At 68.2% G+C, this 15,058-nt stretch carries 8 protein-coding genes; 5 read left to right on the top strand and 3 right to left on the bottom strand.

Going from position 1 to position 15,058, the window contains the following annotated elements; translation table 11 throughout:
• Positions 1–174: 174 nt before the first annotated feature.
• Together ACIQTX_RS17820 and ACIQTX_RS17815 are read right to left on the bottom strand one after the other, a co-directional pair.
• Positions 175–1,152, bottom strand: a complete 978-nt coding sequence (locus tag ACIQTX_RS17820) for a nucleoside hydrolase (RefSeq protein WP_402974686.1) — start codon at positions 1,150–1,152, stop codon at positions 175–177.
• A gap of 51 nt (positions 1,153–1,203) precedes the next feature.
• Positions 1,204–2,616 carry an MFS transporter gene (locus ACIQTX_RS17815; RefSeq protein ID WP_402974684.1) on the bottom strand — a complete coding sequence of 471 codons (1,413 nt, stop codon included), beginning with the start codon at positions 2,614–2,616 and terminating at the stop codon, positions 1,204–1,206.
• Between the two features lie 140 nt (positions 2,617–2,756).
• Here ACIQTX_RS17815 and ACIQTX_RS17810 point away from each other — a divergent pair, with 140 nt between their 5' ends.
• Genes ACIQTX_RS17810 through ACIQTX_RS17800 form a run of 3 tightly spaced genes read left to right on the top strand, consistent with a single transcriptional unit; the run spans position 2,757 to position 5,005 of the window.
• Positions 2,757–3,542 carry a GntR family transcriptional regulator gene (locus ACIQTX_RS17810; protein WP_402974681.1) on the top strand — a complete coding sequence of 262 codons (786 nt, stop codon included), beginning with the start codon at positions 2,757–2,759 and terminating at the stop codon, positions 3,540–3,542.
• A gap of 12 nt (positions 3,543–3,554) precedes the next feature.
• A complete protein-coding gene (locus tag ACIQTX_RS17805) occupies positions 3,555–4,394 on the top strand; it encodes a PfkB family carbohydrate kinase (protein ID WP_402974679.1) in 840 nt (279 codons plus the stop codon).
• Positions 4,395–4,435: 41 nt separating this feature from the next.
• Positions 4,436–5,005, top strand: a complete 570-nt coding sequence (locus tag ACIQTX_RS17800) for a DNA-3-methyladenine glycosylase I (protein WP_402974676.1) — start codon at positions 4,436–4,438, stop codon at positions 5,003–5,005.
• Positions 5,006–5,023: 18 nt separating this feature from the next.
• Here the strand turns inward: ACIQTX_RS17800 and ACIQTX_RS17795 are convergent, their stop codons facing one another.
• Positions 5,024–5,770 (bottom strand): GntR family transcriptional regulator, encoded by a 747-nt coding sequence (locus ACIQTX_RS17795; protein WP_402974673.1) that lies wholly within the window; start codon positions 5,768–5,770, stop codon positions 5,024–5,026.
• Positions 5,771–5,975: 205 nt separating this feature from the next.
• Here ACIQTX_RS17795 and ACIQTX_RS17790 point away from each other — a divergent pair, with 205 nt between their 5' ends.
• A complete protein-coding gene (locus ACIQTX_RS17790; RefSeq protein WP_402974670.1) occupies positions 5,976–8,783 on the top strand; it encodes a metallophosphoesterase family protein in 2,808 nt (935 codons plus the stop codon).
• Positions 8,784–8,946: 163 nt separating this feature from the next.
• Positions 8,947–15,018, top strand: coding sequence for an Ig-like domain-containing protein (locus ACIQTX_RS17785; RefSeq protein WP_402974667.1), 6,072 nt, complete (start codon positions 8,947–8,949; stop codon positions 15,016–15,018).
• Positions 15,019–15,058 lie beyond the last annotated feature (40 nt).

The following is a 15,058-nucleotide window of genomic DNA, read 5'->3' as shown; positions in this document are numbered from 1 at the left end:
CTCGCCCGGCGCGCTGGTGCGGGGGTGGGCTGCACCGCGCCGGGCGCGGGGGGGCGGGGGGGGGGGGGGGGGGCCCCCCCCCCCCCCCCCCCGCCGCCGGGGGGGGGGGGGCCCGCCCCCCCCCCCCCCCCCCCCCCCCTCTCCGTGTGGCGGACCGGCAGGTGATGAGGAGCCTCAGCCGACGAGCACCTCGGCCGCGGTCATGCGCGCGACCAGGTGGGGGGCGAGCGGAGCATCCGTCCCGAGCACCACGCGCACGGTGGCTCCTGGCTGATCGACCGGTCCGCGGCGCTGGCCGCGCAGGTCGCAGATGACCTGACCGCGTGCCGGTCCCTGCGAGGTGTCGACCACCACGTCGACGGCCGGTGCGTTGGTCGCGGTGATACCGCCGACGGCGATCGCTGCGGCGAGCGGGTCGTGCAGGGCGCTGCTGCGCTCGCCGTAGGTCTCGACGTAGAAGTCGAAGTAGAAGTCGAGCATCTCGCCGACGGCCCGAGCGAGCGGCACGTCCGAGGCCAGGAGAGCTGCGCGGTCGTCTTCGTCGAACACGTTCTCCATCGTGACGTCGAGCGGCACGAGCACGACGGGCCACCCGGCGGCCAGCGTGGCGGAGGCGGCCTCCGGGTCGTTGCCGATGTTGGCCTCGGCCACCGGGGTGATGTTGCCCGGGACGAGCGCCGCCCCGCCCATGGCGGTGAGGTTCGCGACCCTGGTGGGGAGTGTCGGATCGAGTGCGAGCGCGGTCGCGATGTTCGTCAGCGGGCCGACCGTGATCACCTCGAGCGTGCCGGGGTACTCGTGCGAGAGACGGATCAGCATGCGGGCGGCGTCTTCATCTTCGGGCTGACGCTCGGCCACCGGCAGTTCGATGTTGCCGATGCCGTTGTCGCCGTGCACGTGCGGGGCGCCCCCGTCGAAGGGGTGGCTGAGGAAGTCGTGCTGCCCGATGGCGACGGGCACATCGGTGCGACCCGCGAGCGCGAGCAGGCTGAGCGTGTTCACGGCGGCCTGCGCGGCGCTGGTGTTGCCGCTGACGGTGCCGATGCCGACGAGTTCGATCTCCGGCGAGGCCAGCAGGTAGGCGAGCGCGAGGGAGTCGTCGATGCCGGTGTCGCAGTCGAAGTAGACGGGGCGGGCGGGGGTGTGGGACATGAAGTGCTCCGGTGGTCGGGAGGGCGGCCGCGGGTGCGGCCGCCCGATGGTTCAGCTCTCGGTCGAGATCCGAGGCTTGATGAGGAAGCTGGTGATGAGGGCGAGAGCGGTGATCCCCACGGAGATCCACAGTGCCGTGACGTAGCCGCCGGTCGTTCCCTGCGCGGCGAACGGCGCGACGATGCCGATGCCGAGACCGGCACCGATGCCGAAAGCGCTGCCGTTCAGGCCGGGGAGCGCGGCCGGAGCTTCGGCGGGGGACTGCACGACGCCGAGGCCGTTGATCGTGGTCAGCACGATGCCGTTGTACGTCACACCGAGCAGCGCGATCATGGCGAAGACGACCCAGAAGCTCTGCGGCATCATCGCGATCACGATGAGCAGTGCGAGGCAGGCGATCATGCCGATGCGCAGGATCGGGATCCACCCCTTGCGGCCGGCGAGCCAGCCCGACATCGGCGCGGCGAACACGCCGATCAACGCGGGAGGTGCGAGGAAGAGCAACGCCGAGGTCGCAGGATCCAGGCCGAACCCGTTCGCGGTGTCCTGGCTGAGCAGCACCACCGTGAAGTTGATGACGGCGAAGACGCTGGCCAGCGTGAGCACGGTCGTCGCGACCACGGGCCAGACCTGGCGGGAGCGCAGGTGCTCGACGGCGATCAGCGGGGTGGTGCGGCGCTTCTCGACGAACCAGAACGCCACCAGCGCCCCGATGGTGCCGGCGAGGTAGAGGAGCGTGATCGGTGCCAGCCAGCCGGCGCTGGGGCCGGACGATACGAAGTAGGTCACGCTGATCAGGGCGATCGAGAGAACGGCGGCGCCCCACCAGTCCATCTTCCCGGTGGAGGCTCCGGTGGTGGAGTTCGGGATCACCAGGGCCACGCAGACGATCGCGATGAGGCCGACGATGAAGATGACGACGAAGATCGAGCGGAAGCCGAACGTCTGGCTCAGCAGTCCGCCGATGTAGCCGTCGATACCGCCGACGCCGCCGTTGACCGCGGTGATGATGCCGAGGGTCGTGCCGAACACCTTGGCGCTGAGCGACTCGCTGAGGATCACGTAGGCGAGCTGGAACGCGGCGCTGGACGCACCCTGCAGTACGCGTCCGATGAGCAGGACGGTCAGGTTGGGGGCGAACAGGCACAGCAGCGTGCCGACGGAGAGGATGCCGAGCACGACGAACAGCGCACGCTTGCGGCCGATGAAGTCGCTCCAGCGGCCGAGGACCACACCGCCGACGGCGCCGGCGACGAAGAACAGCGAAGACACCTGCGACACCTGGCCGATGTCCTCACCGAGCTGCGCGGCGATGTCCGGCAGCGCCGGCGTGATCATGCTCGCGTTCAGTTGGAACGAGAGCACTCCGAGGATGAGGGTCGCGACCAGTCCGACGGCGCGGCCTCCGCGCACGGGTTCGCGGGCAGCGGCGCCCGGGGATGCAGTGATGGTCTGGGTATGCACGGAGACTCCTTCGTCATGGATGCCCTCGGGTGAGGCTTGTACGATGTTATACCTCTCCGGTCTAACATCGTCAACAAGGGTGTTCTCGTGCTTGAATACGAGAGGCGCTCGCGCTCGAGCGAACACGAAGGGGTATCGGCATGACGAAGGAGATCGACCAGTTCCTCGGTCGCAGCCTGACGAGTACCGTCGGACAGCCGCTCCGCGTGGCGGTGTACTCCCGCATCGCCGACGGCATCCGCTCCGGGGTCTTCGAACTCGGATCCGCCCTGCCGCGTGAGACTGAGCTGGGCGTCGCACTCGGTGTGAGCCGCACCGTCGTGCGCGAGGCGCTGATGCTGCTGGAGGAGGACGGGCTCATCATCACGCGCCGCGGCATCGGGCGATTCGTCGCCGATGACCTGCCACGCGTCGGGTTGGAGGAGCTCCGTCCCCTGGAGCAGGCCCTCTCGGACGGCGAAGACGACGTGGTCGTGCGCACCATCAGCTTCGACCTGCAGTCCACGACCGACTTCACCTCGAGCAAGCTGGCCCTCGATCCCGCCGCCAACACCTGGTTCCGTGAGGCCGTCGTCGAGCGGCACGGCGAACCGGTCGCGATCCTGCAGGAGCACTTGCCGGCCGGGCGCTACCTCAGTGACATCAGCCAGGAGATCGCCGACGGGCTCGAGGCGGCCGCGGCCTCATCGTCGAGCGTGCTCGCTGCCCTGCGTGAGCAGACCGGCGTCGCCTTCGACTCGGCAGTGTGCGAGATCACGGTCAACGTCGTCGGCGCCTCGCGCGGAGCACTCCTCGGCCTCAGGCCGACCGACCCCGTGCTCATCCTCACGCAGACCGTGACCACCGCCGGACGACCCGTGTACCTCGCCAAGTGCATCGTCTCGTCGCGGGTCGGCCACCTCTCCGTCGTCCAGACCACCTCCTGATTGCGAGCCTTCGTGCCTACATCTCTTCTGCTCACCATCGTCGGCAGCATCAACGTCGATCTCACCGCCCGCGCCGACCGTCTTCCGCAGGCAGGAGAGACGGTCGGTGGAGGCCGTCTCGTCCGCGAGGCCGGTGGGAAGGGGGCGAACCAGGCGGCAGCCGCCGCACGACTCGGGGCGACGGTCCGCATGATCGGAGCTGTCGGCACCGACGCGGACGGCGCCTGGATGCGTTCGGAGCTCGATGCGGCCGGCGTCGACACCACCAGCATCCAGACCCGGGATCAGCCCACCGGCGTCGCCCTGATCGTCGTCGATCGCGAGGGCGAGAACCAGATCGCGGTGTGCGAGGGTGCGAACGGCGAGATCGACCTCGACGGTGTCGTGTTCGCCGCCGACGAAGCCGTGCTCGCGCAGCTCGAGATCTCGATGGACCTCGTCGTCGCGCTGGCTGAGCAGGTGCAGGGGTACCTCGCCGTCAACGCCGCTCCGGCGCGCGATCTGCCCGACGCCGTTCTGGAGCGCGCCGACCTGATCATCGTGAACGAGACCGAGTATGCCTTGATCCCGGCACTGCGCACGGCCAGGCGCGTCGCCGTGACCTACGGTGCGGACGGTGCGCGGCTGTTCGAGTCCGGCGTGGAGGTCGCATCGGCTCCGGCGGTCAAGACGACCGTCGAGAACACCGTCGGTGCGGGGGATGCGTTCTGCGCAGCCCTCACGATCGGTCTCGCCTCGGGGGTCCCCGCCGCCACCGCGCTCGCCGCGGCCTGCGCTGTCGGTGCCGCTGCGGTGGCCGACCCGCGCTCGCAGCCGCTGCTCTCGTCGTACGACAAGTACCTCGCGCGCTGAGCACACGCCGCGCTGTCGGTCGCCGCGGATAGCCTGAGCGGATGACATCTCTTCTCACGGGCCCCGACGCCCGCGATCGCTGCGCCTGGGTGGGCGACGACGACGAGTACCGTCGCTACCACGACGAGGAGTGGGGCACCCCGCTGCATGGCGACCGCGCGCTGTTCGAGAAGATGGCGTTGGAGGGCTTCCAGGCGGGGCTCTCGTGGATCACGATCCTGCGCAAGCGCCCGCGGTTCCGCGAGGTGTTCGCGGGCTTCGACCCCGAGATCGTCTCCGAGTACGACGAGTCCGACGTCGAGCGTCTGATGGGCGACGCCGGCATCATCCGCAACCGCGCGAAGATCGAGGCGACCATCGGCAACGCCCGCATCGTCCGGTGCATGGCCGAGGGCGAGTTCGACGAGCTGATGTGGTCGTTCGCCCCGGCAGCGTCAGGCACCAGGCCGGCGTCGTTCGCCGACGTCCCGGCGGTCACCTCCGAGTCGACGGCGATGAGCAAGGAACTGCGTCGTCGTGGGTTCCGCTTCGTCGGACCGACCACGATGTACGCCCTGATGCAGTCGGGCGGGATGGTCGACGATCACATCATGGGGTGCTGGCGAGCGTGACGTCGGCTCCGTCGATGCTCAGCGCTCGCCGGTCTCCCGGGTGAGCGCGGAGCGCGCGTCGGAGGTGTTCTCGACGGCGAAGCTGGCCATCGTCGGCAGGTAGCGGTCATCCGCCACCTCGACGAGAGAGCCGTCTTCGGCCCATCCTGTTCGCCGTACCCGTAACAGCGGCGTCGACAGCGAGACCGCGAGCGCTGCCGCATCGAGGTCGTCCGCCGGCACCGCGTCGAAGACGTGGCGCGCGCGGACGGGCGCGCATCCGTGCTCCTTCATCGCCTGATAGATGCTTCCGGTGTCGAGATCGGCGGCCAGCAGGAGCATGCCCACGTCGAACGGGAAGGCCGACCGTTCGAGCATCGCCGGTTCGTCATCGAGCAGTCGCAGCCGGACGATCTCCACGATGGGGGTTGCAGGCTCCACGCCGAGGTCTTCGGCTACGGCCTCGGATGCCGGGCGGCGGGCAGCCTCGATCACGCGCTGCCCCGGCCACCGGCCGATCGACCGCGCCCAGTCGGTGAACGAGACGAAAGTCTGGAACGACTGTGTCGGCACCAGTCTTCTGACCCGTGGCGGCGCACCGCGCCCGCCGTCGACGGCGCCCTCGGCGCGGAGGGTCGCCAAAGCCTGTCGGATGGGCCCCCGCGAGGTGCCGAACTCGGCGATCAGGGAGTGCTCGCTCGGCACTCTCTCGCCCTCGGGCCATTCGCCGCTCCGGATGCGTTCGAGCATCTGCTCGTACAGCTGCTCGTGCAGTGGTCTGCTCACTCTGCTCCTGGTTCCTGTTGTCGTGACTACTTGCCTTCATGGCGAGCGGCACATGTTCACTCTGCCGCAGTTCAGTGAACAATCGGCGAATATCGCCCGAAAAAGTTGTCATGACTACTTTCTCTCAACATGCTCGGAAGAGACCAGGAATTCCTCCACCCCGCTTCCGCCGACATCGGCAGTCGACCAACTCCAAGGAAGAGACATGAGAACCAGACGCGGTATCGGTGCCCTCGCGGTCACCTGCGCCCTCACCCTGCTCGTCGGCGGTGCGGCGACGCCCGCCTTCGCCGCCGCGGTACCCCTGACCGAAGGCTTCACCGGGGCGACACCGGCCGGCCCTCCGACCGGGTGGGCCATCGAGAACACCAACGTCACCGGGATGCGCGCCGACTGGCAGGGCTGGTCATTCCATACGCCGGCGGAAGTCGTTTCGGTGTGGGGCAACAGTGGCGATCGCGGATCCTTCTCGCGTGCCGACGGGATGACCGCGGTCGTGCACTCCGACTCCAACCGCCCGACCCAGGGGCGCTTCAGCTCGGTGCTCTGGGCGCCGGCACTGGACCTGCAGAGCCAGGACGGCGCGGTCCAGGTGACCTTCGACAGCCACTACAAACAGGGCCAGGCCCCGCAGACCGCGCAGTTGGTCGCGCGGTTCGACGGCGGCGCACCCGTGGTGGTCGAGTCGTTCGACCGCAACCGCCTCGATGAGCAGGTCACTGTCTCTGTCGCCGTCCCGGCCGACGTCGATTCCGTGACGGTCGGGTGGTCGTATGCCGAGAGCAGCAACAACTGGTTCTGGATGATCGACGATGTGCAGATCAGTGAGGCACCGCCGGCCGACTCGACGCCGCGCATCCTCTCTGCCGCCAAACCCGTCGCGAAGGCGGGAGCGACGGTGCCGGTGAAGGTCGGTGGACTCCGCCCTGGCCAGCAGCTGATCGCGACGCTGGGGGACTCCGCTGTCGTCGTCCCGGGCATCCCCGTCGCCGATGCGGCGGGCGAGACGTCGTTCGCCGTCGCGCTGCCCGGCGACCTCGCCGCCGGATACGTGCCGCTGTCGCTCGCCGGGGCGGGAATCGTCTCGACGTCGCTCCAGATCACCGTGCTCGCCGCCGGGGATCCGGACTCGTCGACGACCGAACAGCTGCTCTGGTTCGACGGGTTCGAGAAGGAGACCTGGACCACGACGGGCGCATGGGCACTGTCGAATCTTGACAGCGTGGTCGCGCAGTACGGTACCGATCGTCGGCACGCCTTCACCCGCGCATCCGGTCGGATCGCCGTGGCCGAGGCGACGGCAGGCCCGTTCTCCGGAACGCTCGCCTCGGCTCCCATCTCGGTGAAGTCGGGGGACGCGCTGGAGGTGCGCCTCGACAGTCACTACCGCAAGCGCGGCGGAACGCAGCAGGGCACCGTGACAGCCGTGTTCGACGACGGGACCGAGACCGTGCTGCGCGCACTCTCCGACGCCGATGAAGAGTCCGCGCAGCTTCGTCTGCCCGTCACGGTTCCCGCCGGAGCATCCGCGATGACCGTCCGATTCGCCTTCGATGCGCCGGGCGCCGCGGGATCGTGGATGCTCGACGACGTGCAGGTCGTGCGTCCGCTCGCTGCACTCGCCACCGGCCTCGATGCGAAGGCCGTCGTCGACATCTTCAGCGACGTGCAGGGTGCCACGACCCGGCTGAGCCAGAACGTGCTGCCTGGATTCCGCGCGATGTCGCAGACCGCCGACGTGCTGGTGTCGAACGGCGATCTGGTGAGCAACGGCTCGACCGCGAACTACGACTCCTACCTCGCAGCGCTCGCTGCGGGCGGTGGCGGCGAATACGACACCGTCGTCTCGACGATCGGCAACCACGAGTACTACGGCAGTGACGGATCGAGCACCTATCAGAAGCGCTTCCTCGAGTCGACGGGCATGCGCGACATCGGCGGACAGGGCGGTCTGTGGGGCGAGGTGCTCGTCGACGGTGAGCTTCCGCTGATCTGGATCGGCAGCGAGTTCTACGACTACGCGGCGAAGACCGGCTCCGGCCCGTTCGTCGACTTCAGTCAGGAGCAGTTCACCTGGCTGCGCGACCGCCTCGGCTACTGGCGTGCGCAGGACAAGCCGGTGCTCCTCTTCTCGCACCATCTGCTGCCGTACTCGGTCTCCGGGTCGTATGCGCGGTTCTACAAGAACGACTACGGGCAGGAGGAGGCTCGGTTCGCTGCCCTCCTCGAGCAGAACCCGAACGTCATCATGTTCAACAGCCACACGCACTGGTCGCCCACGCTGAACGACTGGAGCACGGAGCTGCGCACCGACCCGACGCTCGTTCATGCGCCGACGGTCGTGAACACCGCAGCGGTGACGACGATGTACGGACCGAGCGGCGACTGGGAGGAGAAGGCCGTCGGCGGTGCCGACCCGGTCGGTCTCCGCGCCGCGCTGTATGACGACCGGGTCCGCGTCACGGCGTACTCCTTCTCGACCACAGGGGCGACCGAGATCAAGCACGTCGACGTTCCGCTGCCGACCGCTGCCCCCGTCGATCCGGTCGATCCGGTCGATCCGGTCGATCCCGTCGATCCGGCTCTCGAGCTGAGTGCGCAGACGGTCGAGGCGGGTGGGCAGCTGACCATTTCGGGCACCGGTTTCCCCGCCGCCGCCGAGCTCGTCGTCGAACTGCGTTCGACGCCCGTGCGGCTGGGGCAGGTCACGACGACGGCAGAGGGGAGCTTCCGCACCGCGGTCACGATCCCGCCCGCGACACCGGCCGGTGCGCACACGCTCGCCGTGATCCTGCCGGACGGCACGGAGTCGACGACGGCGATCACCGTCACGCGCGCCGTGGACGGATCGGGTGGGCAGACGCCGGGGTCCGGTGGTGCCGGTGAGCACGCCACGGGTGGAGACCTGGCCACCACGGGTGGTGAGCCTGGCTGGTATCTCCTCGGCGGCGGTCTGCTGCTCCTGGCCCTCGGTGGATGCCTCCTCATCCGGCGCCGCAGAGCTCGCGGCTGAGCGGTTCTGATCGAGTACCGCTCGATGGGCAAATCTCCCCATCGAGCGGTATTCCAGGACGCAGTTAGTATGAACGGGTGCTCCGTGGGTCCGTCGGACCCGCGAACGAGTCAATCCGAGATTGTCACCCTGGGGGGAACCGGGTATGAAGGCGTTGTCATGGATGCGCGCACGACCCAAGACATTGGCGTCTGCTGCCGGTGTCACGGTCGGCGTCATCGCCATCACCACCATGGCCTTCAGCTATGAGGGCTTCCCCACCACCAAGGTCGATCTGAACGACGGCGGCGTCTGGATCACCAAGACGTCGAGCCTGCTCGTCGGGCACTTCAACAACGAGTCGACAGTTCTCGACGGCGGTCTGCGCACCACGGGCGAGAACTACGACATCCTGCAGGACACGAGCAACATCCTCGTCGTGGACGAGAACGCCTCGACCCTGACCGCCGTCGATCCCGCACGCGTCTCGCTCGGCGACTCCGCCGGCATCCCGTCTTCCTCGAAGGTCGCACTCGGCAACCGCACGGCGGCGATCCTCGACCAGAAGACCGGCGAGCTGTGGGTCGTCCCTGCTCAGGGTGTCGCGTCGTTCGAGCCTGAGGTCAAAGACCCGGATGCGGAGCTCGGCGCCGATGCCGATGTCGCCGTCGCCAAGGACGGCACGGTCTACGGGCTCTCCTCCGAACGCGGCGAGGTCGTCACCGTCCCCGTCGACAAGGAGGGCGAGGCGCTCGATGCGTCGACCGCGTCCGTCGGCGAGATCGACGGGGCGGCGAAGCCCACGATCACGGTGGTCGGCCGCACGCCGGTCGTGCTCGACCGGAAGGCGGGCGTCGTGACCTCGCCCGGCGGCCTGCGCACCGAGATCCCCGGCGCCGACAAGGCCGTGCTGCAGCAGGCGTCTGAAGACGCGGGCACGGTGGCGATCTCGACCGCCGGTGCCCTCGTGAGCGTGCCCCTCGACGGCAGCGAGCCGACCGAGGTCGACGCGGGCGGCAACGGAACACCGGCAGCTCCGGTGTGGCTGCGTGGATGCACCTACGGCGCGTGGGCGGGAACGGCGACGTTCATCCGCGAGTGCCCAGGGACGACCAACGACGTCAACGCACACGTCGACGGTGCCGAGGACTCCAAGAGCCTCGTGTTCCGTGTCAACCGCGACGTCATCATCCTCAACGACGCCGTGGGCGGTGCCGCGTGGCTGGCGAATGAGAGCCTGCAGCGCGTCGACAACTGGAACGACCTCACCCCGCCCGAGGGCGAGACCGAGAACGAAGACGACTCGACCGAGGAGACCGTCGAGACGACGCTCCCCGAACGCAAGGAGGAGAACACTCCTCCGATCGCCGAAGACGACACGTTCGGTGTGCGCCCCGGCGTGACGACGATGCTCCCGGTGCTCGACAACGACAACGACCCGGACGGCGACGTCCTGGTCGCGACGCTGGCCGAGGCGCAGCCCTCGATCGGCACGATCCAGCAGGTCCAGAACGGCGGATCGCTGCAGATCGCTGCCGAGGACGGCGCCTCGGGCTCGACGACCTTCACGTACGAGGCCGATGACGGACGCGGGGGCAAGGACACCGCTGCGGTCACGCTGACCGTCTACGACAAGAGCATCAACACCGCTCCGGTGCCCAAGCGCACGACGACTCTCACGGTCGAGACCGGCGGCACGATCTCGTACAACATCCTTCCGGACTGGATCGACCCCGAGGGTGACGACGTCTACCTCAAGGACGTCGTGCCCGCCCCCGGCGACGAGGTCGATTTCAGCACCGACGGGCAGATCACCTACAAGGCCACGGCGAGCCAGCAGGGTCGCAAGGAGGTCCAGGTCACGGTCGCCGACGGATACGGCGAGACCGCCACAGCCACGGTGATGCTCGATGTGCGCCCCGAAGGGTCGACGAAGCCCAAGACGAACGCCGACCATGTCGTGACCCGCGTCGGCGAACAGATCACCGTCGCCCCGCTCGCCAACGACACCAGCTCCGGACGAGAGCTGCTGCGTCTCGGCCGCGTGAACGAGGTGCCCGGAGCGACCGTGCTGCCGGACGCGCCCAATAAGACGTTCAGCTTCATGGCCGACGCCCCCGGCACCTATTACGTGCTGTATCTCGCGACCGCCGGTCCAGAGAGCGGCGAGGGGATCGTCCGTATCGACGTGCTGGAGGCGTCGGAGACCGATCTGCCTCCGGTCGCGGTCCGCGATGTCGCGCTGCTGCCGACGGGCGGCGATGTGCTCATCGGCGTGCTCGCGAACGACGTCGACCCCGCAGGCGGCATCCTCGTCGTGCAGTCCGTCTCGATCGACGACGACGCCGGCGTCTCGGTGTCGGTCATCAACCACGAGACCCTTCGCATCACCGACCAGGGTTCGCTCACCGATCAGGCGCGCATCAAGTACCGCATCTCGAACGGCTCGAAATCCGCCGAGGGCGAGGTCGTGGTGATCCCGATCCCCGCGCCGGACAAGATCCTCCAACCGGTCGTGAACGACGACACGGCGGTCGTGCGTGCGGGCGACGTCGTCACGATCCCGGTGCTCGACAACGACACGCATCCGAACGACGATGTCATGCATGTCGTCCCCGAGCTGGTCGAGCCGCTCATCGACCCCGAGGACGGCGAGGCCTTCGTCTCGCAGGACACGATCCGCTTCAAGGCCGGCCCTGTGGCGAAGACCGTCTACCTCACCTACGAGGCCGTCGACTCCCGGCAGCAGAAGGACGCCGGGTACGTCACGATCCAGATCCTTCCGGTCGATGCGGACACGAACGCCGCCCCTCGTCCGCAGGATCTGGTGGCGCGCGTGCTCGCGGGGTCGACCGCGAACATCGCGGTTCCACTGGATGGCATCGACGCCGATGGCGACTCGGTCGAGCTGATCGACATCACCTCGAGCCCCACCAAGGGGCGCATCGTCGAGACCGCGCAGAACTACTTCACCTACGAGGCGTTCGACGACTCATCGGGCGTCGACGTGTTCCGCTACCGGGTGCGCGACCGTCTCGGTAAAGAGGGCATCGCCACGATCCGCGTGGGCATCGCGCCGGGCGAGCAGATCAACCAGAGGCCGTTCGCAGTGAAGGATGCGGTCGTCGTGCGTCCGGGCCGTGAGATCTCGGTGCCGGTGATGGCGAACGACTCCGACCCCGAGGGCGACAAGATCACCCTCGTCAAGGACGGTCTCGAAGTACCGACCGACACGGGGATCACGGCCCGCGTCTCCGGTGACCGTGTGCTGGTGCAGGCGCCGAACCGCGAGCTCGAGACCTCGTTGCAGTACACGATCCGCGATGCGCGAGGAGCGACCGCGACAGCAGCGCTGCAGATCACGGTCGATGAGAACGTGCCGTTGCAGGCGCCCATCGCCCGCGACGATCGGGTGCGTCCGACCGACCTCACCGACGGCACGTTGAGCGCCGACCTCGACATCCTCAAGAACGACGAGGACCCGGACGGCACGACCGATCGGCTCAAGCTCGTACTCGGCGAAGGCGCGACGCAGCTCGAGAACGGCAAAGTGCGGGTGACCGTGACGGAGAATCTCCAGCTCATCCGCTACACCGTCACCGACCAGGACGACCTTGCCGCGTCCGCCTTCATCTTCGTCCCCGCAGAGTCGGATCTGCGGCCGATCCTCGACTCGACCAAGCCGCTCGAGGTCATGAGCGGCGAGACGAAGGAGATCCCGCTCTCCAAGTTCGTCACCGTGGCCGGCGGAGGAGCCGCGCGGATCACCGAGCACGCCAAGGTGAACGCCGTGTACGCGAACGGCGACGACCTCGTGAAAGACGAGACGACGCTCGTCTACACCTCGGCAGACGGCTACTTCGGACAGGACTCGCTGACCTTCGAGGTGACCGACGGCACCGGCCCCGACGATCCCGAGGGGCGCAAGGCCACGCTGAGCATTCCGATCAACGTCCTGCCGCCCGAGAACCAGCAGCCAGAGTTCATCGGCGCGGAGGTCATCGTCGCACCGGGGGAGAAGGCTTCGACGCTCGACCTCGCCGCGTTGACGACCGACCCCGATCCGGAAGACGACGGCAAGCACAAGTTCAAGTACGTCAGCGGTGCCGGCAAGGGGATCACGGCGAAGGTCGACGGTTCCGACCTGCTCGTGGAAGCGTCATCCGATGTCGAGAAGGGGACCGTCGCCTCTCTGAAGATCGAGGTGACCGATGGGACGACCGAGCCGGTCAGCGGTACGGTGACGGTGCGCGTCGGCGCCTCGACCCGACCGCTGCCCGCCGCCAACACCGACACGATCTCGGAAGCGGATCAGGGCAAGAGCATCACGGTTCCGGTGCTCGCGAACGACTACAACCCCTTCCCTGAGAAGCCGCTCAAGCTGATGACGGCCGTGACCGAATCGGGCTCAGGCGGCGCGACCGTCAAGGGCGATCAGGTCGTCGTGACACCCGACCCGAGCTTCGTCGGCACCATGGTCGTGCGCTACCGCATCCAGGATGCGACGAAGGATGCCGACCGCGAGGCCAACGGCCAGATCGTCGTCACGGTGCAGGGCGTGCCGGAGGCTCCCGGAACTCCGACCGTCTCGAGCGTGCAGGACCGCACCGTCGTCGTCTCGTACGGTGCGCCCTCCAACAACGGCGCCGAGATCACGAAGTACACGGTCAAGTCGGTCGGCGGCAGCGCGTACACGAAGGAATGCCGGTCGACGACCTGCACGCTCGACGGCCTGACCAACAACGTCGAGTACACCTTCCAGGTGACCGCGACGAACCGCGTCGGCGAGTCGAAGCCGTCTGGCACCTCGGCGGTCGCGCGCCCCGACGCTCGTCCCGACACCCCGAACCCGCCCACCCTGTCCTTCGGCGACAAGTCGCTCAAGGTCGCCTGGGCCACCCCGACGACCCCGGGTTCGCCGGTCGAGAGCTACACGCTCGAGATCTCTCCTGCGCCACCGTCCGGTGTCTCGCAGAAGCAGGCCACTGGCAACTCGATGACCTGGGAAGGCCTCGAGAACGGATCGAACTATCAGATCCGCGTGCAGGCCCACAACCGCGCCCCCGAGCCGTCGAGCTGGAGCGGCTGGTCTGCCGTCGAGGTGCCGGCAGGACCTCCGATGCCCGCGGCCGCGCCGACGGTGACCCAGTTGCAGGCGGTGGGCAGCCAGGCGCAGATGCAGGTGAGCTGGAACCCGGGCAACGCCAACGGTGATCCGATCGATGCCTTCCAGCTGCAGGTGTGGGAGGGAGGAACGCTCCGCGACACGCTTACGCCAGGGGCCTCCACGCGAACGCAGGCAGTCTCGGTTCCGACATCCGAGACGCCGTACACCTACCGCATCCGTGCGCACAACAAGGCGAACTGGGGCGAGTGGAGTCCGATGTCCGCTCCACGTCGTGGGGTGAACAAACCGGACGCTCCTGTGCTCTCGGCTGTCACACCCGGCGACCGTTCGCTCACGCTCACCTGGTCGCGAAGTGCGCTCAACGGCGCCAAGGCGGGCGAGGTGCAGTACCAGTACTCCCTCAACGGCGGCGGCAGCTGGGCGGCGATGCCGGGTAACAACGTCGTGACCGGGCTTTCCAACGGCACCAACTACAACGTGCGGGTACGCGCGGTCGCGACGGTCGAGGGGGCGACCTACGCGAGCGATCCATCCGGACAGATCGCCGGCAACCCATACGGTCCGTTGAAACAGCCGTCGGTCACCGTGAACTCGAATGCGAAGAGCGTGACGTTCGGGTGGGATGCGAGGGTGTCGGCCAACGGACGCGGCATCCAGGTCGTGCGCATCCGTATCGATGGGGGAAGCTGGCAGCACGTCGGCCCGACCGGGAACGAGACCGTGGGTAACGGCTACAGCCAGCGCCACACGATCGACGTCGAGGTGACGGACACCGAAGGGCAGAAGATCACCCGGTCCGAGGCCGGCACCTCCGGCGCGAAGCCGAACCCCCGCGCCTGGGTCACCTCGACCGGCAACGCGAACGGCCAGCCGAACTGCAACGACGGCACCTGCGCGTACTTCTACCTCAATGCGCAGGACTTCGATCCGGGGCAGACGATCTCGGTCCAGTGCAACAACAACGACGGCACCTACGGCGGCGTCTGGGGTGGCCCGTACTCGATCACGATGGACGGCAACGGCAGCTACGGCGGCCGTCTCAGCTGCTACCTCGGCAACCGCCGTGGCGTGATCGAGGCCTGGGTGATGGTCAACGGCAACGCCTTCGAACATCGCGTCTGGCAATGACGCGCTCACCCTTCTCTACATCCGAAGAACAAGGAACGAC

Source organism: Microbacterium sp. NPDC090281 (genome assembly GCF_044769635.1).
GTDB lineage: Bacteria > Actinomycetota > Actinomycetes > Actinomycetales > Microbacteriaceae > Microbacterium.
The sequence above is the reverse complement of the archived record's forward strand: the minus strand, read 5'-3'. Positions and strand labels throughout refer to the sequence as shown.